Consider the following 22,076-nt stretch of genomic DNA (forward strand, 5'->3'; position numbering starts at 1 on the left):
TTTTCAGGCATAGCAGGAAATGGCGGGGGGATGACTCTGACTGCTGGTGGCAATATCAACACTCAATCCCTAGACTCCTATTCATTTTCAGGCATAGCAGGAAATGGTGGGGGGATAACTCTGACTGCTGGTGACAATATCAACACTCAATCCCTAGACTCCTCATCTTTAGGCACAGCAGGAAATGCGGGAAATATTACACTAAAAATCTCTGAAGGTAATATATTCATACCCTACATTATATCTTATGCTACAGGAAAAGGCGGAAATGGCGGAACAATTCAACTCACTGGAGACAAATTAGATATTAATGGTATTGTGATTAATAGCGATGGACAAAATGGTAGCAATGGCGGTCTAATTAAATTAGATTCACCCTTGATACAATTAACAAATAGTGATCTTAGTAGTTCTAGCTATGGTAGTGGTAAATCTGGACAAATTGAATTAAATTCCACAGGGGATATTAACTTAAATAATAGTCGGTTATTTACCACATTAGAACCAGGTAGCACAGGACAAGGTGGTAATATTGAGGTTAAAGCACAAAATCTTAATCTCACTAACTATGCTGTGATTAATACTGGAACTTATAGCAGTGGTAATGCAGGTAATATTAAAATTACTGCTGAAAATGTCTCTTTAAAAGATGGTAGTAGTTTGCAAAGTTTAACCACAGATAAAGGCAACGCCGGGAATATTTCTTTAGATGTCGCCAATGGCAATATATCTCTGAATACTAATAGTAGTATTAGTACATCAGCCACGAAAATCGCATCAGGAAATAGTGGCAATATAAAATTAAATTCTCGCACATTATCTTTGTCAAATGGCAGTCAAATTCAAGCCTTAACAGAAGGGGAAGGAAGATCAAAAGCCGGAGAAATCACCGTTGATGCTAGTGATAGTATCACCATTAGTGGAGTTGATTCTAACTTTACTAATTCTGATCCTAATGCTTTACCACCGCAAAATATAATTAAAACTGATTATGTTGATGATTATGGTCTTTTTTATGTTAATAATCCTTTGCAAAAACCAACTCTAGATATAGGAACAAATAATTCAATTTCTACAGCACAGCAACTACAAGCTAGTGATTTTTATGTTAACAATCCTCAGCAAAAAAATAGGAATGTAGAATATTCTACTAGAGTTCCTTATGTTTCTTTAAAAGCTACAGGAGATGATAAAATTCATGTTTATGCTATCAAAGTAAATGCTGGGACAAAAGCAGTTTTTGATATTGATTATACTGGTGATAATTCCTCTGGAACTAAAGATACTCGTGACTACAAAATCTTTCCAGCAGTGAATACAAAATTAACCTTATTAGATAGCCAGGGTAAAGAATTAGCATCTAATAATGATAGTCCTCATGGTCTTGGTGCGGCAGGAAGTAATGCTAAAATGACTTTACAACAAGACCCATATCTGAGATATACTTTCACTCAAGGGGGAACTTATTATATTCAAGTTAGTGATTCTGATGGTCAAGGTGTTCCTAGTGGTAACGATGATTTTGGCATCCCAAAATCCTACAATTTGCAAATCTCTCTAGAACCTAATCCCATTCAAGCAAATATTACCAGTCAAGGTCAACCTTCAGGCATTTTTGCCTATACAACAGGTGCAGGAAAAGCCGGAGATATTACCTTAAAAACTGGCGATTTAAAATTAGAAAATAGTGGACAAATATCAGCTTTTACTAAAGGTAGTGGTAATGGTGGTAGCGTCAATATTACAGCGTCGCAAAATATTAACATTACCGGACAAGGAAAATTAGCGGTTGAAAGTTCAGGAACTGGTAATGGCGGTGATATTTCCATCACTTCCCTAGCCATTAATTTAACAGATAATGCCAAAATAGAAGTTGATAGTACCAGTTCTGCAAACACAAGTTCTGCGGGAACTATTACTATGAAAACTAATTTACTCAAACTAGATAATGCTGCTATTACTGCTAGAAATGCCAGTGGTAATGGTGGTAATATTGACGTGACAACAGAAAATTTACTCCTGCGTCATAACAGCGAAATTTCCACTACAGCAGGTTCAGCAAATAATCCTGGCAATGGCGGAAAAATTACTATTAATGCTAAAAATGGTTATGTAGTTGCTGTTTCCACAGAAGACAGTGATATCATTGCTAATGCTTTTGGTGGAAATGGTGGCAAGATTGATATTAGTGCGATTCGAGTGCTGGGATTAGAGACAAGAGGAAGATTAAATACAGCGCAATTACAAACCATTCGGACTAATGAAACAAGTGATATTACTGCTAGTTCTGATGTGGGAACAGATGGAACTGTAGCAATTCAAAGTTTAGGGATTGATCCTAGTCAGGGACTTGTGGCCATACCTGTAAATTTAATAGATCCATCAGGATTAATTGCTCAAGATTGTAATTCTAATAATAGTAACTCGGCTCAGAGTCAAAGTGAATTTGTCATTACTGGACGGGGAGGACTGCCACCTAGTCCTGATGATGTGCTGACTGTTGGGGCATTGCCAGCTAAATGGGTGACAAGAGAAAAAGGTGATCGAGCAATTTTACCGATAGGAGTAGTACCTACTACTACTGCTCCTTTAATAGAAGCTCAGGGTATGGTACGGAATGCAAATGGTGATATAGTTTTAATTGCTCAACCTGTAATTTCTACTAATTTCTACTCTGGGTTATCTAGTCAATTATGTAGGATTACTCAGAACCATCATAAACTATGAATTTTCTTGGTGTCGCATCTACTCGCATAACTTTAGAAACCGCTACAAAACCTCATCTATTTGGGTTTTGGCGGGTGATATTCCCATTGGTATCAATTATTGTTCCTAGTTTCCATGCACAACCTTTATTAGCCCAAATACCTCCAGAGGTTAAACCGCCTTCGAGAGAATCGCTACCAGAAGCCCAACCGCTGCCAGTATTACCACCACCTGACCAACTCCTCCCAATTCCATCACCAATACCGAACCAACCCCAAGTGACTCCAGAGACCCTATCTACAACATTGGTAGTGGAACGGTTTGAGTTTGTTGGGAATACGGTTTTTAGTGCTGAGGAATTGGCGAAAGTAACTGCACCCTATACGAAGAAGCAAATTAGCTTTACTGAACTGCTGCAAGTCCGTTCCCAGATTACGAAATTATATGTTGATAAAGGCTATGTGACATCTGGGGCAATTATTCCCATCCAAACTATTAAGAATGGTGTGGTGGTGGTGCAGTTGGTAGAAGGAAGTTTAGAGAAGATTAATGTTACTGGTACAAGCCGTTTAAATCGTAGCTATATTAGCGATCGCCTTTCCCTAGCTGCTGGTAAACCATTTTCACGCGATCGCCTCCTCATAGGATTGCAACTCTTACAACTTGACCCTCTAATTAAAAATATATCTGCGGATTTACAAACCGGTATCCGTCCAGGGACAAATATTTTAGAAGTTAAAGTTACTGAAGCTGATTCTTTCCAAACTCAACTATCTATAGATAATGAACGCAGTCCCAGTGTCGGCAGTTTGCGAAGACGAATTAATATTAATGAAGCCAATTTATTAGGACTGGGAGACGGTTTCAATTTTGGTTATACGAATACAGATGGAAGTAATGGCATAGATATTAGTTATAGTTTGCCCGTAAATGCCCGCAATGGTAAATTAATTTTCAACTATGGTGCGACAGGAAATAATGTAATTGAACGTCCTTTTAATACCTTAGATATTACCTCTCAGTCCCGCTTCTACGAGTTACAATTTCGGCAGCCACTCGTACAAACGCCTACTCAAGAATTTACTTTGGGACTCACGGCCAGCCAACAAATGAGTCAAACATTTTTGGGAACTGACAATATTGGCCCTTTTCCTCTAGGAGTTGGTGCAGATAATAATGGGAAAACGAAAATTTCTGCATTGCGATTTTTTCAAGAATGGAGTCAACGCAGTAGTAAACAAGTTTTAACAGCCCGTTCTCAATTTAGTTTAGGGTTAGATATTTTAGATGCCACTATTAATAGTAATGAACCTGATAGTCGCTTTTTTAGTTGGCGAGGACAAGGACAATGGCTGCGTCAATTAGCACCAGATACCATATTGTTAATGCAAACAAATTTACAATTAGCAAATAAGCAGTTGTTGGGACTAGAACAATTTGGTTTAGGTGGACAAAAAACCCTGCGCGGATATCGTCAGGATAGTTTATTAACAGATAATGGTTTTTTAGCGTCTACAGAAGTAAGATTACCAGTTTTGCGAGTTCCAAAACTCCAAGGACTTTTACAAATAGCACCTTTTTTCGATTTAGGAACTGGCTGGAATAATGGTGGCTCAAATCCTGATAATAATACTTTACTAGGAGCAGGTTTAGGACTAATATGGCGACAAAGTAGTAAATTTAATGCTCGTTTGGATTGGGGGATTCCCTTAACAGAAAATAATTCCAAAAAGGAAACATGGCAAGAAAATGGTTTGTATTTTTCTCTCACATACAGTCCTTGATAGATTTAATTGTTCAATATTCTCTATACACACCCACCAGGGAATAAATTCCCTGTCTCATAGCTCAAGTCCGTTTTAACGGACTAATAAAATTTCTGGGTTATTTAGTCATCTTTAGATGACTTTTGCTATAAGAATGGGAATTCATTCCCAGGCTGACTTCTCCCCTTACATATAATCAACATTCACTAACTAAAAATGAATTTATCAATCACCCGTTTTCTTGTATCATTGCCTCGCTGGCTTCGCTATATATTTTTAGCTTTGATCATAGCTATAATTTGTATATTGAATTCACCAGTAATTGCGAAAAATAATCCTGAATCAGTTATTAATTCCCAAGAAACCCAAGCACAACTTTTATATACAGAGGGACGATTTGCTGAATCAATAACTTTATTAAAAGAATCTTTACAAGATTATCAAAGTAATGGAGATCAGCTAGGAAAGGCTGTTATATTGATTAATATGGCTCTGAATTATCAGCAAACTGGAGAAATCCAAGAAGCTAACAAAACCATTGTAGAAGCTATGAATATTCTGCAAAAAACTCCTAATTATTCACAAAGTTCTGCTATTTGGGCGCAAGCTTGGGATGTTAAAGCTAGTCTACAACTGGCACAGGGAAAACCAGAAGATGCTGTATTATCTTGGCAACAAGCTGAAGCTACTTACCAAAAGTTAGGAGATAGTAACAAAGCTATCCTGATGGGAATTAACCAGGGTCAAGCATTACAGAATTTAGGATTATATAAACGGGCAAATGCTGTTTTTCAAAATTTAGCAGCAACCTTGCAAAATCAACCAGATTCACTCACTAAAGCTATTAATATTCGTAATGTAGGCGGCGCTCTTCGGGTGTTAGGTGATTTGGAAAAAGCAAAATCAAACTTTGAAGAAAGTCTCAGAATTGGCCAAAAACTACAATCACAAGAAATTATTGCATCGGCTTATCTTGCTTTAGGTAATGTTGTCCGTGCTGACGCAAATGTAAAAACTGCCCAGGGAAATATTGCAGCAGCAAGAGAAAAAAAAGTTGCAGCAATTAATTTTTATCAAAAAGCAGAAGTTGATAAAACTCCTATACAAATTCAAATTAAAGCCAAAATTAATCGGTTGCGATTATTGATAGAAATAGAAAAATGGCAAGAAGCTGAATTACTTTATCCGCAAATCCAAAATCTAATTCCTAAATTATCTCTGGGTCGTGCGGGGATATATGCTCAGGTAAACTTTGCTCAAAGTTTGATGAAATTAAATGAAGAAAAACCCGTAAATTTACAAACAATTGCCCAAATCTTAGCTGTCGCTCGTCAACAAGCCGAACAAATTCAAGATGTGCGATCGCAATCTTTTGTTTTGGGGAATTTAGGACATATATATGAATTAACAAAACAGTGGAATATTGCTCAAGACTTAACTCAAAAAGCCCTAAATTTATCACAGTCAATTCAAGCCCAAGATATCACCTATCGTTGGCAATGGCAAATCGGACGGATTCTTTGTCAAGGTGAAAATGAATGCTATCAACAAGGAGATATTAAAGGGGCGATTCCTACGGAGCGCCTCGCTATCGCCACATATACTGAAGCATTTAATACTCTCCAAAGTATTCGGGGTGATTTAGTTGCTAGTAGTGCAGATGTGCAGTATTCATTCAAAGAAAGTGTCGAACCTGTATATCGCCGATTAGTAAATTTGTTATTACAATCTCCAGAACCTAGTCAAGACAACCTCAAACAAGCTCGTCAAGTATTAGAAACTTTGCAAGTAGCGAAATTACAAAACTTTTTGCAACAAGCTTGTCAAGATAGTAAATTACAACTTGATGAGGTGATTGATACTAAAGACAAAACAGCCGCAGTAATTTACTCAATTATTTTGAATGATCGCTTAGAAGTTATTCTCAGAGAACCTAATAATCCCAACTTATATCACTATCCTGCGACCAAATTATCCAAACAAGAAATTGAAAATACTTTAACCAATTTGTATAAATCTCTTCAAGATCCTGGTGCTTATGAAGAAGTCCAAACCGCTGGTCAAAAAGTCTATAACTGGCTAATTAAACCAATAGAAGAAAAACTAGAAAAAAGCAAAATTAACACTTTAATTTTTGTTTTGGATGGTTCACTGCGGAGAATTCCTATGGCCGCACTTTATGATGGAGAAAAGTATTTGATGGAGAAATACGCCGTTTCTTTAGCTTTAGGTTTACAAGTTCGTGATCCTATGCCTTTACAAAGAAAAGAAATGAAAATATTGGCAGCTAGTTTAATAGATCCTCCTAAGAGCGTTCCTGGTTTTGCTTCTTTGCCAGGTGTTGCTCAAGAAGTTAGAGAAATCCAGAAAACAGGAGTATCTGTGAGTTGGATTGCTGAACAAGAATTTACCAATCAAAACTTCAATAAAAAACTCAATACTGCTAAATTTGATATCGTCCATTTAGCCACTCATGGTTTTTTTGGTGCTGATAGAGAAAATACATTTGTGGTGACAGCAGATGGAAAATTGAAAATTGCTGAATTTGATAGACTGTTCAGAACCCAAAGGAAAAGTGCTAATGAAGGCATTGAACTATTAATTTTGAGCGCTTGTCAAACAGCTACAGGAAACGATCAAGAAGTCATGGGTATTGCAGGGACAACAGTGCAAGCAGGAGCGAGTAGTGCGATCGCTAGTTTATGGGATTTAGATGATCAGTCAAGCGTACCCTTTATTAAAGAATTTTACCAGCACTTAGGAGAACCCAACATCAGCAGAGCCGAAGCACTGCGTCTAGCACAACAGGCTTTACTAAAAGATCCCAACTATGATCATCCGCGTTTTTGGGCGCCTTATGTATTAGTTGGAAGTTGGCTTTAAAAGAGGTAGGAGGTAGAAGGCAGGAGGCAGGAGGCAGGGAGAAAGAATTTACCAATGACTAATGACTAATGACCAATGACTAAGATCACTTAATTTTTTGGAGATGACTAATGAACGATTTTCAAGATGCATTTATATCTTATGGCAGAGCCGATAGCAAAGCCTTTGCTACCAAACTTCATAACCGACTCAGAGAAGAAAAACTAGAAATTTGGTTTGACCAAAATGATATTCCTCTGGGTGTTGATTTCCAGAAGCAAATTGATGATGGCATCGAAACATCAGATAATTTTCTCTTTATTATCGCTCCCCATTCCATTAACTCACCATATTGCGGTAAAGAAATTGACCTAGCACTCAAACGGAACAAACGGATTATTCCCTTGCTGCACGTAGAGCAAATTACCGAAGAAATTTGGCAGCAACGTAACCCTGGCAAAGATCCCAGCGAGTGGGAGATATATAAATCAAAGGGATTGCATTCTAGTTTCCCGAATATGCACCCGGCTATTGGCAAAATTAACTGGGTATATTTTCGTGAAGGCATAGATGACTTTGAGCAATCCTTTACGGGATTATTAGAACTGTTGACTCGTCATCAAGAATATGTGCATCAACATACCTATTTTTTAGCCAAGGCTCTGGAGTGGGAACGGGAGCAACAACAATCCAGTTGCCTCTTAATTGGCGATGAACGAGTAGAGGCAGAAAAATGGCTAAAAATCAGGTTCAAAGAGGAACAGCCACCTTGTGAACCCACAGATTTACATTGTGCTTTTATTTGTCAAAGTGTTAAAAACGCCAATAATTTGATGACTCAGGTGTTCCTTTCCTATTCGGATAAAGAACGGGAGTTCATGGAGAAAATTACCAAAACCTTGATGCGGGAAAGCTTCACAGTTTGGACAAATAAAACTGATATTCAAACTGGGACAGATTTTCAAGCAGCAATTAATCGCGGGATTGAAGAAGCAGATAATTTAGTTTTTCTCATGTCTCCATCTTCTTTAGCATCAGAATATTGTCAACAGGAACTTACCTATGCGTTGTCTCTAAAAAAGCGGATTATTCCCCTATTAATACAACCATTAGACTTAGATCAAATTCCCCAAGAATTGCGTAATATCCAATTCATAGACTTTACCGACAAGGAAGAAGAGGGCAAAGAATCGGCTGATACCGATAATTTAATTAATATTCTCCATCAAGATGCGGCTTACCACCACCAGCACAAACTGATTCTGACAAAGGCTTTAAAGTGGGAACGACAAAAACGTAATCCTAGTATTCTGGTACGAAATAACGATCTCCGTAATGCGGAAGCCTGGTTAAAGGTAGCAAAACCAAAAACACAGCAACCGTCTTTACCTATACAAGAAGAATTCATTGCGGAAAGTCTCAAGCAACCACCCAATGCGGTTTTAGATGTATTTGTTTCCTACTCTAATGCTGATGCAGACTTTGCCCGTAAACTCAACGATACACTGCAAATTCAAAATAAAACTACCTGGTTTGATCAGGAAAGCATCATCTCTGGGACTGATTTTGAGGAAGAAATGTATAAAGGAATTGAACTTGCTAACAATTTCTTATTCATTATTTCTCCTAATTCGATTAGTTCCAACTATTGCGCGACAGAAGTGGAATATGCAATTAAACTGAATAAGCGTATTGTCACAGTTTTGTATTTACCCGTTGATGTTGATAGTCTTCACCCTGGTTTAGCAAAAGTACAATGGATTGATTTTCGCAAACATGGCGGCGATTTTCTCACCAATTTTGGGGAATTAACCAGAACCTTGGATGCAGATCCAGATTATGTCAAAAATCACACTCGTTTATTGCTCAAGTCTAAAGAATGGGAACAGCAGAAACGTGATGATAGTTTCTTGCTGCGGGGAAAAGATTTAGCAGCATCTGAGGAATGGCTAAAAGAGTCTGAAAACAAACAACCAAGTCCTACCAACCTCCAGCTAGAATATCTTACTGCTAGTCGCGCTCTCCCCTATCGCAAAATTAAACTTCGCAGCGTATTTTTAACTAGCTTAGGTGTGACAATTTTCATGTTCATAGCGCGGTTGTTGGGAATCATGCAGCCATTAGAATTAGCGGCTTATGACCAAGTAGCGCGGCTACGTCCTAATGAACCACAAGATGAACGATTTTTGATGGTGGATGTTGATCCTGAAAGCATTGATAGGATGAACGAAAACCCGAAATATCAACAAGGAAGAGGTTCAATTGCTGATGCTGCTGTGGATGATTTACTGAAAATCCTCTCCCCAAATCAACCCAGTATGATTAGTTTAGATTTCATTCGGAATTTTCCAGCAGAAGGCGGTTTGGGTAAACGTCTCCGAGAAACGACAAACTTTATTGCATTGTGTAAAAACAGTTATATCAATGAACGTGGTCAAAATATTCCGGGCTTTAAACATCCCCCAGAAGTGCCATTAGAACGGGTTGGATTTAGTGATTTGGTGGATGATGATTCTCAAGGCGCTCGCTTTGTTCGCAGACATTACATGATGCAAAAATCAGAACCTAAATATTGCAATGTTCAGGAAGCTTTGAGTTTAGTAATTGCGCGTCGTTATCTGGAAGCACAAGGTCATAAATATATTTCTCCTTTAAATCCAGAAACGAGAGAATATGATCAAGACATGGCCTTTGGAAAAACCGCAATTCCCCTACTAACGGGCAATGGTGGTGGCTATTCAGGGTTTAATAACAACCAGCTTCAAGGTTATCAAACCATGCTGAAATATCGCGTTTATCAGGGTGATGCTGATAAGTTTGCCCCCAGAGTCAATATTTTAGATGTTCTGAACAACAAAGTACCAGCGGAAAAGATTAAAAATCGGATTATTTTAGTTGGCTTCACAGACAGACAATTCCGACAAGCAGATTATTGGAATACGCCCTATGGGGATGTGCCAGGGGTGACATTGCATGGACAAATGATTAGCCAGATTCTCAGCGCTGTCTTGGATAATCGTCCCTTGATTTGGTGGTGGCCTTTTGATTATGAAATCCCTTGGATTTTTGGTTGGTCTTTGGTCGGTGGTATCGTCTGTTGGCGACTTAACCGCACCTCTTATCTAGTTATGGGTATGGTTGGTTCTGTAGCTGTCCTATACACCGCTTGCGCTGTGATTATGGTGTCCCAAAGCGGTTGGGTTCCTTTAGTTCCTCCGGCTTTATCCTTGATTGCTACAGGAAGTGGAGTGATTTATCTAACTTACAAATTACGTAATTTGTAACCTTTCATCTCGTTCCTAGTCTCTGACTAGGAATGCTATCATTGAGGCTCTGCCTCAAGTACAAAGGAAGCCAGAGTCTTCCTACATTCATTCCCATGCAGAGCATAGGAACGAGATGATGATTTTATTTTTTGGGTGGAGTAAAACCAAACTTTGTAAACATCCAGTGATACCATTCTTGATGAGTAGTAACAAAAGTTAAAGCTGATTCCAAATCTATCTCTAAATCTTTATTATGAATACTGATAATTAGATCATAAATCAAATCGAAGAGAATTCTATCTTCTTTATTAAACAGAACAAAATTCCCATTAGCACTGTTTTCTAGTTGTTGTATTCTTTCTTTACCGACTTTAGCAGTAATGCCTGGTTGACGTTCATCTCTGATTAAATAAAATTGGCTTTGAGGATTATTAATCACCAATTCATTAAAATTACTAATCCGACTCGTAAAGGGAGTACCACTAATTTCTAAAAAAGCAATTACATGATATTGATTACCCTTTTCTATGACAATATGTTCTGGTAATACCTTTTTCCCTAAACGATATTGTGTTAATTTAAACGACTAGATATGAGTTAAAGCTTCAGCAATATTCCTCAACTTACCAACATCATCACCATCACTAACAATAGATGGATTATGATATTTTTGTTCTAACTCAATTCTATGTTCATTGAGATATTCAATTACAGGATTTACAGGAATTGCAGTTTCACCAGATAAATAAGTTGCTAATCTATTCTGTAAGTTGCTTAAATCAACAGCATTAGGTGATTGTATAGCTTGAATTAGCTGACTTAAAACTTCCATTGATGTTTGTTGCTGTTGCTGTACAAATTTTAATTGCTGTTCTATTTTTTCATTACTATCTAATTCCCGAATTGGTTTTCTTTCCTCTGGTAAAGGAATTCCATTAACTCTATAGTCATAGTATTTAGCCGCACGATTTAAAGCCGCACGAATAGGTTTCTTTCCTAAGATATCATCTAAATCTTCAGGTAAAAATAACTGTTCTAAGGTAATATCTACAGTTTGTATTTTCACTTTGAGAATAGATTTAACTTCCGCTTCTGTCGGTTGACGTAAAGAAACCTGATATTGAGATACTCTCCCAATAATAGATTGATCAAATGTTGTTTGAAATTTTTCCCACCTATCAGGAAATAAATTCAAAATAATTAAACTATTGGGAACATGAGTGAAAATTTCTTTGATAGCTTCCCCAAAATTTAACAAGATTTCTTGATTGTGAGGAAGTCCTAAACCTTCTAATTGATCAAAAATAATAATTAAAGGTTCATCTAAAACAGATAATTTACCTAAAACTGAAATAGCTTCTAAAGAAAAAGCTTCTTTACTAATTTCTTCTCCCCAATTTGGTAAACCAACGGTTTCAGCTTCTTCGTCAGTTAAAACATTTCCTGCTAACCAACGAGTGGTAATATTTCTATATTTATAATCTGTATAACTGCAATATTTAACCATGCCTTTAATGATAGATAAAGCAAAACTACCCGGAGCATAATTACTCATCCACCATTCATTAATCGTCTTTTCTATATATTGCCAATATTCTCGTTTTCGTTGTGTATTTTCTTTACTTAAAGCACTAATACTATTATCTTCTAAATCATATAAGGCTTTTAAAATATCTATATCTTTTTGTGTAACATCTCTATCATTAAGACTAACTATTTTCCGAAAAGTGTTAATAATTAAAGAGTATAATTGAGGTAAATTTCCGGCTTTCTCAACTAGGGATTCTAAAATTCTACTATAAATATGATAAAGTACAAATTGGGCATTATTCGGTTGACGAATAAATAGTAATCTATTACTTGATAATCTCTCATTAGCAAGTCGCATCATTAAATGAGTTTTACCAGTACCTGGTTCTCCAATAACAACTACACCTTTACTCTGATGATTAGGATCTAATTTAATATTATTTAAAGCAGTTTGTAAAATCTGAAATTCTCGATGATAAGTATCAGCATAATCTGGATGATGCTGAAAAGGAGTATCAACTCGACTGCTAGTAAAGGGATTAGGTTGTTTTTTGAGATTTTCTAACATTATCTTTCTATAAAGATGATAAGTAAATGTGGCATCATAACTAGCGGTATGTGCCATATTCGGCAGAAAATATTGATTATTAGCTCGCAGATTCAAATATTTACTCAGATACTCTAAAGAATAACTTTCTAAATTTGGAAAACAGTCTTTTGCCAAAATCCAAGTACAATCAAATTGTAAATTTTGCCAAGGTAAATCAACTTGTCGAAAACTATGCTTGAGGATATCAATATCATGTTCTGCATAGTGACAAATAATTTTTTTATTTTCAACAATAGTCAGAAATTCTGTTAATAAGGTTTTGAGACTTTTGAGATTTAAAACATTCTGAAACCCATGAGAATTACCATCACAGAAACCTTCATAAATTACCACACCTTGACTATCAACAATAGCTAATTCAGTTAAATTTGGTTTACCCTCAGTATCTAAAATAACAAAGTCTATATGAGTTTACTTTTAAGTATAACACCTGTGATAGTTCCATTGTAAACTATAAAAGACTTATTTCACCAGATATCTACCTATGAAACGTCAACAATTATCACTTTTTTCTCGAACTGTTTTAGTCTGCACCTTGACAACGATTTTCTCTAGTAGTCTGCTATCTTTGGTGTCTCCTGTACAGGCTTCAATTTTTGACGGTCTCTTTAATAACAAAGCTGAAGGAAACGCTTCTGGACGGTCTAGAGGTGGAGCAACTCGTTCTCAATGTTCGCAAATCAGCGACAAAAGCCTCATGGCCTTAGTTCCTCAAAGTAATGAAGGATTAACTACTAAGGACTATCCTGAATTCTGGTTTTATATCCCATTTGATAGAACGTCTCAATCTCCCCCAGGACAATTTAGATTATTAAATGAAAAAAGAAAATCTGTTTTGCAAAAACCACTTTTATTCCCTTTACCTGATAAAAAAGGGATTGTCCATTTTAGTCTTCCTACTACCGAAAAACCACTATTAGCAGGAGAACGATATCGTTGGTTTTTCAAAATTGCTTGTGTGAATGATCAAGGTTCACAAACTAATATTACTATTGATGGTTGGATTAAAAGAGTCGAACCAAGTCCTAAACTTGTAGAGCAACTAAAGAAAACCAGTTCTCAAGAACAATATGTTCCCTATGCGGAGAATAATATCTGGTATGAAACTTTGAGTAAGTTGGCGGAAAATCGGACTACTTATCAGCAGGAGTGGAGTGAAATGTTATCGCTGTTTAGTCTGACAGAATTCAAAGAATCTTCTATTTCTGAACTCAAGCCGCAAAAGTAATTTAAACAAGAGGTGATAATTGATAATTGTCAATTTCTAATTATCACCAAATGTTGGTAATTTTTAATGTTTCCGTCCCCTTGCGGGGATTAGTTATAGTTGCTGCTTGTCTAAGTAAGTAGACGAAAATAAATCAAAGTAGATTAAGTAATGTAAAAAATCTGGAGATGATTTCGTAGTAAGGGCTTCAGCCCTCAAATGAGGAATAAATTCCTCACTACAAACTTTGAATTATTCAAGCCGTTCTACTTAAGTAAATCAGACATTACCTACGTTTACCAGAACGACGTGGTGTAGGAGAAGTAGAACCAGGCTTTTTATCACCTGCTGCTGTGCGTGAAGAAGGCTGTCTAGGTGATTTTGAAGAAGCAGATTTAGGCGCAGAACGACGAGTTCGCTGATTTCCACCACCAGCAGGGGCTTTGCGTCCATTGGGAATTGGTTCGGCCTTAATTTCCGGGTTGACTCCAAAACCAGCCACCACCTCTTTCGGTAAACGCTGCTGAATTAGTTGCTCAATATCCGCTAACAAATGATGTTCATCAACACATACAAGGGAAATCGCTTGACCTTCCGCACCTGCGCGTCCAGTCCGACCAATACGATGCACATAATCCTCTGGGACATTAGGTAAATCGTAATTAATAACGTGGGGTAGTTCGCTGATATCAAGTCCACGCGCAGCAATATCCGTTGCTACCAATACCTGCAAAGTCCCATCTTTGAACTTAGCTAAAGCGTGAGTTCGCGCTCCCTGACTCTTATTACCGTGAATAGCCATCGCTTGAATGCGGTCTTCACCCAACTGCTTCACCAACCGGTCAGCGCCATGCTTCGTGCGGCTAAACACTAATACTTGATACCAGTTATTTTCCTGAATCAGATGAGAAAGTAATTGCCGCTTGCGATCGCGGTCAACATGATAAACTTTCTGTGATATCGTTGCCGCAGTTACGTTCCGACGTGCTACCTCAATCATTGTCGGGTTATGTACTAACCCAGCCGCAAGAGTTTTCACCTTATCTGAGAATGTCGCAAAAAATAGCAAATTCTGGCGTTGTTTGGGCAAAAGCGAAAGAATGCGGCGAATATCATTAATAAAACCCATGTCCAGCATTCGGTCTGCTTCATCCAGTACCAACACTTCCACACGGGACAAGTTCAGAGTCCCTTGTTGAACATGATCTAACAATCGTCCTGGAGTTGAAACCAAGATATCTACGCGGGTTCGCAATTTCTGTTTTTGGGGACCAATACTGACTCCCCCAAACATCACCATTGAATTCAGATTTAAGTATTTACCATAATCACGGACACTTTCTTGCACCTGTGCAGCGAGTTCACGGGTAGGTGTCAGAATTAACGCCCGAATTGGGGAAAATCCAGTAGAATGACTGGGAACGTTCTTATTTGCAGATAACCGATGTAACAGCGGCAAAGTGAAGCTGGCAGTTTTGCCTGTACCAGTTTGCGCTCCAGCCATAATATCACCACCAGCCAATACCACAGGGATAGCCTGTTTCTGGATTGGTGTGGGTTGATTATATCCTCGCTCAGTGACAGCACGGACAATTTCCGGGGACAAGCCGAGATTAGAAAAAGACATAGAACTCCAAAAATAACATCGGCCTGTCGCCACTCACGGCTTCAGTCTTAGGCGGACGAATGGTTTAAAATGCTAAATGGGCGGTAAGCACCAAGACTAGGAGCAAATGCCACAGTCAACCATCATAGCAGAATTATTGTTAAATCTGAAACTATGTTTAGTATGAAGTTAATTTCCAGAAGGAATTAAATATACGCTTTCTAAAACCTTTGTAAAGACGTTCCATGGAACGTCTCTACTTTTTTACCAGATGTGTCATTCTCAATAATTAGAGAATCACTATTGTTGGCTGGCTTTTTCCCTTAACCAAACTTCTAAATCACCAACTTTTGAAAAATCTAATAATACATCTCCTAATGACTCCAATTCATCAGTAGATAATCCTTGAATTTGCCCTATTAAAGATAATTCAAGTTCCCCAAATCGGTGCTTTAATAACCGGAGAATTATCTGTTGTTCTCCTAGTTGCTGTCCTTGTTGTTTTCCTTCTTGTCTAGCTTTTTCTCTGTCTTCTTGATAAAGCGGTGCTAATCTCATCACTAACTCCCTATCATCTGTTTCTATTTGTTGATTAATGTTCAAGTTTTTTTGGAGGTTGTATAGCAATTCTAGCGTCACTTTCCGAAATGGATGATTTGCCGGTAGTGCTGCTAATTCATCAATTGCCTGTTTTTGAACTGTGCCACGTCCCAATACTCTCAACCACAATGTTTCTTGAGTACATGGTAACTGATGCAAGGCAACGATGACTGTCCGTAAATACTCAGGTAAAAAATGTACTCCTGCAACCCAGTCTGGTTTTTGAGTTGCACCAAATCCTGAGAGGATAGTGGAAGATGCAGTAGGAGTGAGAATCCATAATTGCGGGACTTCTATATTTTGAATAGAAGTTTTATTGCGGTTTGCTTCTCGTTGTAATGCACTCCGCACTTCCAGTAATTTTAACAGACAATCACATATTTCTTCTTTGGCTGCTGGATTGCGAAAAGGTTCAAAGATTGCAGGTTTAGTGGCTATCTTCCCCAATAACCCTAATATTTTTAAACTAGGATTTTGTGGAGAAAAAGGCGAAAATAATACATCTATTTCTCGAACTTCTGCCGCAACGCGACTAGGTGCTTGAATTTCTCCATAGGGTTTGAGTAATTCTTCTAAATAGTCCTTTGAAAATTGGTCATGAATAAATCGCGTCATTGAAAATCATGTCAGACAATGTGCTAATTACTCGGATCTTATCTGTTTTTCAGTAGCTTTAGAAAAAGGTTTGCAGAAAATAACTTTAGAAACAACTCTTAATAATAACTATAGTGAGATAATTAAAGATTGATATAGAGACTTTGTAAACTATGGCTGAACTACCCAAAACCCTAGAAGATGCGATCGCTCAATCAACTGAAGCGGTAAAATCAGCTTTAGCTGATGGTATGACTCGGATTCAAGTTGAGTTATTATTTCCAGAACTCAAATTCATGACAGTTGCAGAACAGTTTCTTCCCCTGTTCACTGAATATGAATCCCGTCTCAAAGTCTTCTTTGCTGATGCTGGTGCGGCTGCATTAGCCCGTCGTGATTGGACAGATGCCCAATTCCAAATTTCCGATATTGGTACAGGTAGGGCTGCATCTTTAGAAGCGAAAATTCAGCCAGAAGATGAAATTTTCCTATTTATTGCTCCCACCTCCGTAGAAGTCCCACAATTAGAAAAGTTGTGTGAACTGATTGGGGAACGTCCCGTCATCATGTTAACACCCAGGCTAGAAGATTCCAGCGTAGTTGGTATTGGTTACACAGCCAGAGAAACCCGTCGTCGCTTCATTAGTACCATCGAATCTTGTTACTATATCCGTCCTGTAGATGATGAATCTGCCCTTTTCCGCTGCTACCCTGGACTATGGGAAGTATGGCTAGAAACAGCGGGTGAATATCAAAAAGTTGCCGAACTCCCTAAAAAACCCTCCGGTGATGAATTAGACGCGATTCTCATGGGGGGACAAAGGGAAAACACTACGGACGCTACACCTACGAGAAAACCCAGTGTGTTTAAGAGTTTGCAACGGTTTATCAAGGCTTTGAGCAGTTAGGATTACGAAGTAATGGGGAAATCGGTTAATCACCCAATTACCCATTACCAATTACAATTACCAATTACCCATTCTTTTGATTATTTATTTTAAAGATGAAATTAATCTGTTCTCAAAGTGATCTTAGTAGCAATCTTTCCCTCGTCAGTCGTGCAGTCCCGTCCAGACCAACTCACCCTGTCCTTGCCAATATTTTATTACAAGCAGATGCCGAAACTAATCAAGTCAGTTTAACGGCTTTTGACCTCAGTTTAGGTATCCGTACCAGTTTTACTGCCGAGGTATTAGAAGGTGGGACAATTGCTCTCCCTGCCAAACTGCTTGTAGATATCACCTCTCGCTTACCAGAAGGGGAAATTACCCTTGATGACCAATCAGGAGATAATACTGGAGAAGGTATAATTGTTACTCTCAAACCCAAAAGCGGACGTTATCAAGTGCGGGCTATGGGGGCAGAGGAGTTTCCTGAATTACCAGTGATTGAAAACGCCGAAGCAATTCATCTTACTACTGCGGCACTAATTGAAGGGTTGAAAGGTTCTTTATTTGCTACCAGTTCAGATGAAACCAAGCAAGTCCTCACAGGTGTACATTTAACCCTGAAACAAGATACTTTAGAATTTGCAGCCACGGACGGACACCGTTTAGCAGTTTTGGAAACTACTAATGAGCGTCCTGTGGAGGGAAGCGAACAGGTAGAGGTGACAGTACCTGCAAGAGCATTACGAGAGCTACAACGGATGTTAGGACATAATTCTACATCAGAAGAAACTGTAGCTGTCTATCTTGATCAAGGGCAAGTTGTCTTTGCTTGGCAAAATCAACGGTTAACCAGCCGCACTTTAGAAGGACAATATCCCGCTTATCGGCAATTAATTCCTCGGCAATTTGAACGCCAAGTCACATTAGAAAGAAAGCAATTTATCAGCACTTTGGAACGAATTGCTGTATTAGCAGATCAGAAAAATAATATTGTCAAAGTCAGTATTGATCATGCCAATCAAGAAATTACTTTATCTTGTGAAGCGCAAGATGTTGGTAGTGGTACAGAATCAATGCCAGCCCAAATATCTGGAGAAGATATAGACATTGCTTTTAATGTCAAATATCTGATGGAAGGTTTGAAGGAATTACCATCTTCAGAAATTCAAATGCACTTAAATCAAAGTTTAACTCCAGTAATTTTCACGCCTTTGGGTGGTTTGAAAATGACCTATTTAGCTATGCCTGTACAACTGAGAAATTAGTTTTTAAGTCAGCATTTAGCTATCAGGTCATACAGCAGATTTCGCTCTAATGAGGTACTTGAATCATGAAACTCTTGTAGTGCGGGCATACTTCGACAAGCTCAGTACAAGTCTTGCCCGCTGGATATATACCTCATAACACCGGAAAGTGCTGTAACTAGAATATCCTAGATTTGTAAGGGTTTAGCAGTGCTAAACCCCTACCTATAGAATCAAGCCTACGGGAATAATTTAGTAATAAATTTTACCGCCACCCCATTTAGTCCCAACAACTTTTGGTTGGAGGAGAATGTGTCCAGAGATAGCCACCAAGTTATCTTCCGTCAGATTTCGCATTTGTGGGAAAATATCCGCACTCTTGATACTGGGGTGGATTTCAGAAATCTCGGTTTCACCATCATAGGTAGTGGGATTTTTGATATAGTCCACCAAACCTACAATATTATTGCGTTTAGGTAAAGCTCCTGCCAAAGCTTCTGGGTCAAGTCCCACGTTTTGGTTAGTCTTAGTTACACCACCAGCATGGCATTGAGCGCAAGCAAAATTAAAGAGTCTTTTGCCTTCTTTGACTTGTTTTAAACTGAGAACGACGGTATTACCTTGATCATTTAATGGCACCGTACGGATAGCTTCATCTAGTTGCATTGCTGTTGCAGTACCGACAACCATCTGTAATGTCAGCAAAATAGTAGCAACAACAACACCAATTAGTCTTTTAAACATATTTCCCCTCAAAGATTTTATTGAGTCACTGTAATACCAATATCATGTTAGGAGTCCAATTTGTTGCCAAAAATACGATATGTTAGACTCTCAAAATCTAAATTTCTGGATAGGATTGGGGAGACAAAGCTAAAATCGCTATTTTTGGTGTTGTGAAATGGAAATGGTATAGTTGTACTTTTGTTTCGACAATTCACCCACATACACTGAGTATTTGCCTACTGTCCAGTAGCCAGAATGTTTTGGTTTATTCGCAATATCATCATTACTGAGTACACAGAAGCGCCCTCCTGGTCCCTCAACCAATAGTGTTGGCTGTCCTTCAGCCTCTACTGTTAACTGTAGATAAGGTAGTGGCTCTGTCACTTCAATCACTTGACTGGGTGCAGTGGAAGTATACCCGCAATCAGTTTTTGCCTGTCCTCCAGAGATACCAGTTAAAGTTATGGGGTCTATATCAAGAGGATTTTTAATTTTAGTAGTTGGGGGTTGTGGGGGTTGGGCAAAACCGGACTGAGTCAGCAATAAACTCATGGTTAACCCGACGGGAACAACTGTAAATATCCTGAAAGTTTTCATGTTATTTCTATGACCTTAAATGTTGAGAACGCAATTTATGCATATAGTAATCTTGAATAGTCTATATTCTCAAGACGAAGGCAATCAGATGGAGTTCCTATGGGATATTTTCAAAACTAAGGCTGTAATTGACTAAATTAAGAATATTTGGAGGCGGAGAGGATGCCTAAAAAGTATCATGCAAGTAACTGAACAAAATTAATTGCACATTTTTTTCATAAACAGAAATCTCTGTATTCCTTTCCTGTTCCCTCTCCTCAATCTGAAATTTATTTTGCACGACTACTTATATCTGAATTACTGCTTCAGAGTGCGGGAAAGAATGGGAGGATTGCGTTAGGCTGGATAAAACTGAAAAACAACGGGTTGTTCCATCCGTATAAATCCTGTTGACACTCCCCGGTCTAAAGACACGAGGATTCTTGGTTCAACGAGACCACTTAAACTAGATTCCTTGCGTTATCTAGCTCAGAGGTGGGACTCTCCCCAAGCGTTAACTTTCGGTCTGTCCGACCGTAGTTGCATGACTGCAAGTCCTGTTTAACTTGAAACGAGAAAGTTTCAAAATTCTGATTCGTCTAGTTCCTATAAATCTTTTACCTACTGCTAGGAGGAAACTAGAACAATGCAGTAGAACCGCATAGATTTAATTGTCAAGGTACAGAAAAGCCGTTAGGCAGTTAGGTTTTTAGACAGGTTGATTACCCTTCCTGTTACAAATAGTGTAACACTAATCGTCACTGGGGGATAAATCCCCTAGATGGCTTTCATCCCCGTCTTAAAAGACATTGACACCTAAAAACTTTTTGGATTTTTAGGTGTCAATTCCGGGGTTTTCAGCTTATTTTCTTATAAAATTTCCTGATGTTCAAACTAAAACATCCTCAAAACACTAACACAGGGTGGTCTTTGGATCAACGAGATCCAAAGTTCATCGAGTCTATGATGCCTATACTAGGCTTGTTATATAATTTCTATTTTCGAGTCCAAACCAGTGGCTGGGAAAATGTCCCAGATGAGAAAATTCTCATTGTCGGTTCTCATAATGGCGGACTGGCTTCTCCGGACACATCCATGATGTTATATGATTGGTTACGTCGCTTTAGTGTGAAAAGACCGATTTATGGCTTGATGCACCCTAAAGTTTGGGATGTGTTGCCACCGGCGGCGGAAATGGCGATGAAGGCTGGTGCAGTGAGAGCGCATCCGAAAATGGCTTACAAGGCCTTGCGGGCTGGTGCTAGTGTCTTAGTCTATCCTGGTGGCGCTGAGGATGTGTTTCGACCCCATGCAATGCGGGATAAAATTTATTTTGCCCAACGGAAGGGGTTTATTAAGTTGGCACTCCGGGAAAATGTCCCGATTATACCAGCAATTTCCTGGGGATCACATGATACTCTGATTGTCTTGGCTGACATATATGAAATTATGCAGCAATTTCATAAAATGGGGATGCCTTGGCTGTTTGGGATAGATCCTTTGGTGTTTCCTGTTTATCTGGGATTACCTTGGGGATTGGCTTTTGGACCTTGGCCGAATATTCCTTTGCCCGTGCCTATCTATACTAGGGTTTGTCCCCCGATTGTGTTTGCAAGGTATGGAAAAGAAGCCGCAAGCGATCGCATTTATGTGAACGAATGCTATGAATTAGTCAAAAGCAAAATGCAGCAAGAGTTGGATAGTTTAATTCAAGAAGCTGGTCATTAATATTATCCTGGCGGTGCTTTTGTCGCCAGGTATTTTAAAACGTTAATTAGGTATTTGTAGGTGTAACAATTGCCTGTATATTAAGTAAGTGGACGGGAGATAAACAAAACTTGTAACAATATGTAAATTTGCCTCTATGCGTTATTGTGGTTGAGTTTTAGCCAT

The 22,076-nt window shown here is 38.4% G+C and carries 14 protein-coding genes; 8 read left to right on the forward strand and 6 right to left on the reverse strand.

Annotation, left to right across the window (positions count from 1 at the left end; genetic code table 11):
- From FJR09_RS13745 to FJR09_RS13760, 4 genes are all read left to right on the forward strand, one after another.
- On the forward strand, nucleotides 1–2,727 hold a 2,727-nt coding region (locus FJR09_RS13745; protein ID WP_217361124.1), incomplete at its 5' end, for an S-layer family protein.
- A complete protein-coding gene (locus FJR09_RS13750) occupies nucleotides 2,724–4,490 on the forward strand; it encodes a ShlB/FhaC/HecB family hemolysin secretion/activation protein (RefSeq protein ID WP_168653754.1) in 1,767 nt (588 codons plus the stop codon). The genes FJR09_RS13745 and FJR09_RS13750, both read left to right, overlap by 4 nt.
- A 198-nt stretch (nucleotides 4,491–4,688) precedes the next feature.
- Nucleotides 4,689–7,355, forward strand: coding sequence for a CHAT domain-containing protein (locus FJR09_RS13755; RefSeq protein WP_168651478.1), 2,667 nt, complete (start codon nucleotides 4,689–4,691; stop codon nucleotides 7,353–7,355).
- Between the two features lie 110 nt (nucleotides 7,356–7,465).
- Nucleotides 7,466–10,618: a TIR domain-containing protein gene (locus FJR09_RS13760; protein WP_015079552.1), complete on the forward strand. Its 3,153-nt coding sequence runs from the start codon at nucleotides 7,466–7,468 to the stop codon at nucleotides 10,616–10,618.
- 124 nt (nucleotides 10,619–10,742) lie between these two features.
- Here FJR09_RS13760 and FJR09_RS25265 read toward each other — a convergent pair whose 3' ends face one another.
- Together FJR09_RS25265 and FJR09_RS13765 are read right to left on the reverse strand one after the other, a co-directional pair.
- Nucleotides 10,743–11,042 carry a hypothetical protein gene (locus FJR09_RS25265; protein WP_235081987.1) on the reverse strand — a complete coding sequence of 100 codons (300 nt, stop codon included), beginning with the start codon at nucleotides 11,040–11,042 and terminating at the stop codon, nucleotides 10,743–10,745.
- Between the two features lie 144 nt (nucleotides 11,043–11,186).
- Nucleotides 11,187–13,073, reverse strand: coding sequence for an exonuclease domain-containing protein (locus tag FJR09_RS13765; RefSeq protein ID WP_235081990.1), 1,887 nt, complete (start codon nucleotides 13,071–13,073; stop codon nucleotides 11,187–11,189).
- 151 nt (nucleotides 13,074–13,224) lie between these two features.
- On the opposite strand from FJR09_RS13765, the gene FJR09_RS13770 reads away from it, so the two are divergent.
- Complete coding sequence (locus FJR09_RS13770) at nucleotides 13,225–13,968, forward strand: DUF928 domain-containing protein (RefSeq protein WP_015079553.1); 744 nt, start codon at nucleotides 13,225–13,227, stop codon at nucleotides 13,966–13,968.
- A gap of 265 nt (nucleotides 13,969–14,233) precedes the next feature.
- Here the strand turns inward: FJR09_RS13770 and FJR09_RS13775 are convergent, their stop codons facing one another.
- Nucleotides 14,234–15,574: a DEAD/DEAH box helicase gene (locus FJR09_RS13775; protein ID WP_015079554.1), complete on the reverse strand. Its 1,341-nt coding sequence runs from the start codon at nucleotides 15,572–15,574 to the stop codon at nucleotides 14,234–14,236.
- Nucleotides 15,575–15,853: 279 nt separating this feature from the next.
- Nucleotides 15,854–16,768, reverse strand: a complete 915-nt coding sequence (locus tag FJR09_RS13780; RefSeq protein ID WP_015079555.1) for a DUF4351 domain-containing protein — start codon at nucleotides 16,766–16,768, stop codon at nucleotides 15,854–15,856.
- Between the two features lie 152 nt (nucleotides 16,769–16,920).
- On the opposite strand from FJR09_RS13780, the gene FJR09_RS13785 reads away from it, so the two are divergent.
- Complete coding sequence (locus tag FJR09_RS13785) at nucleotides 16,921–17,655, forward strand: DUF1995 family protein (RefSeq protein ID WP_015079556.1); 735 nt, start codon at nucleotides 16,921–16,923, stop codon at nucleotides 17,653–17,655.
- Nucleotides 17,656–17,750: 95 nt separating this feature from the next.
- Nucleotides 17,751–18,902 (forward strand): DNA polymerase III subunit beta, encoded by a 1,152-nt coding sequence (gene dnaN, locus FJR09_RS13790; protein ID WP_015079557.1) that lies wholly within the window; start codon nucleotides 17,751–17,753, stop codon nucleotides 18,900–18,902.
- A 231-nt stretch (nucleotides 18,903–19,133) separates the two neighbouring features.
- On the opposite strand, the gene psbV is transcribed toward dnaN, so the two are convergent.
- Nucleotides 19,134–19,625, reverse strand: coding sequence for a photosystem II cytochrome c-550 (gene psbV / locus FJR09_RS13795; protein ID WP_015079558.1), 492 nt, complete (start codon nucleotides 19,623–19,625; stop codon nucleotides 19,134–19,136).
- 138 nt (nucleotides 19,626–19,763) lie between these two features.
- A complete protein-coding gene (locus FJR09_RS13800; RefSeq protein ID WP_015079559.1) occupies nucleotides 19,764–20,204 on the reverse strand; it encodes a hypothetical protein in 441 nt (146 codons plus the stop codon).
- 864 nt (nucleotides 20,205–21,068) lie between these two features.
- Here FJR09_RS13800 and FJR09_RS13805 point away from each other — a divergent pair.
- Nucleotides 21,069–21,911, forward strand: a complete 843-nt coding sequence (locus FJR09_RS13805; RefSeq protein ID WP_015079560.1) for a lysophospholipid acyltransferase family protein — start codon at nucleotides 21,069–21,071, stop codon at nucleotides 21,909–21,911.
- Nucleotides 21,912–22,076: the final 165 nt, after the last annotated feature.

Source organism: Dolichospermum sp. UHCC 0406, assembly GCF_009712025.1.
In the GTDB taxonomy this organism is placed as follows: domain Bacteria; phylum Cyanobacteriota; class Cyanobacteriia; order Cyanobacteriales; family Nostocaceae; genus Dolichospermum; species Dolichospermum lemmermannii.

Excerpts from the sequence above, each read along its gene's own strand:
- dnaN (WP_015079557.1), top strand. The coding sequence starts at position 17,751 with ATGAAATTAATCTGTTCTCAAAGTGATCTTAGTAGCAATCTTTCCCTC.
- FJR09_RS13800 (WP_015079559.1), bottom strand. The coding sequence starts at position 20,204 with ATGAAAACTTTCAGGATATTTACAGTTGTTCCCGTCGGGTTAACCATG.
- FJR09_RS13770 (WP_015079553.1), top strand. The coding sequence starts at position 13,225 with ATGAAACGTCAACAATTATCACTTTTTTCTCGAACTGTTTTAGTCTGC.
- FJR09_RS13805 (WP_015079560.1), top strand. The coding sequence starts at position 21,069 with ATGTTCAAACTAAAACATCCTCAAAACACTAACACAGGGTGGTCTTTG.
- FJR09_RS13785 (WP_015079556.1), top strand. The coding sequence starts at position 16,921 with ATGGCTGAACTACCCAAAACCCTAGAAGATGCGATCGCTCAATCAACT.
- psbV (WP_015079558.1), bottom strand. The coding sequence starts at position 19,625 with ATGTTTAAAAGACTAATTGGTGTTGTTGTTGCTACTATTTTGCTGACA.
- FJR09_RS13760 (WP_015079552.1), top strand. The coding sequence starts at position 7,466 with ATGAACGATTTTCAAGATGCATTTATATCTTATGGCAGAGCCGATAGC.
- FJR09_RS13750 (WP_168653754.1), top strand. The coding sequence starts at position 2,724 with ATGAATTTTCTTGGTGTCGCATCTACTCGCATAACTTTAGAAACCGCT.
- FJR09_RS13775 (WP_015079554.1), bottom strand. The coding sequence starts at position 15,574 with ATGTCTTTTTCTAATCTCGGCTTGTCCCCGGAAATTGTCCGTGCTGTC.
- FJR09_RS13780 (WP_015079555.1), bottom strand. The coding sequence starts at position 16,768 with ATGACGCGATTTATTCATGACCAATTTTCAAAGGACTATTTAGAAGAA.
- FJR09_RS13755 (WP_168651478.1), top strand. The coding sequence starts at position 4,689 with ATGAATTTATCAATCACCCGTTTTCTTGTATCATTGCCTCGCTGGCTT.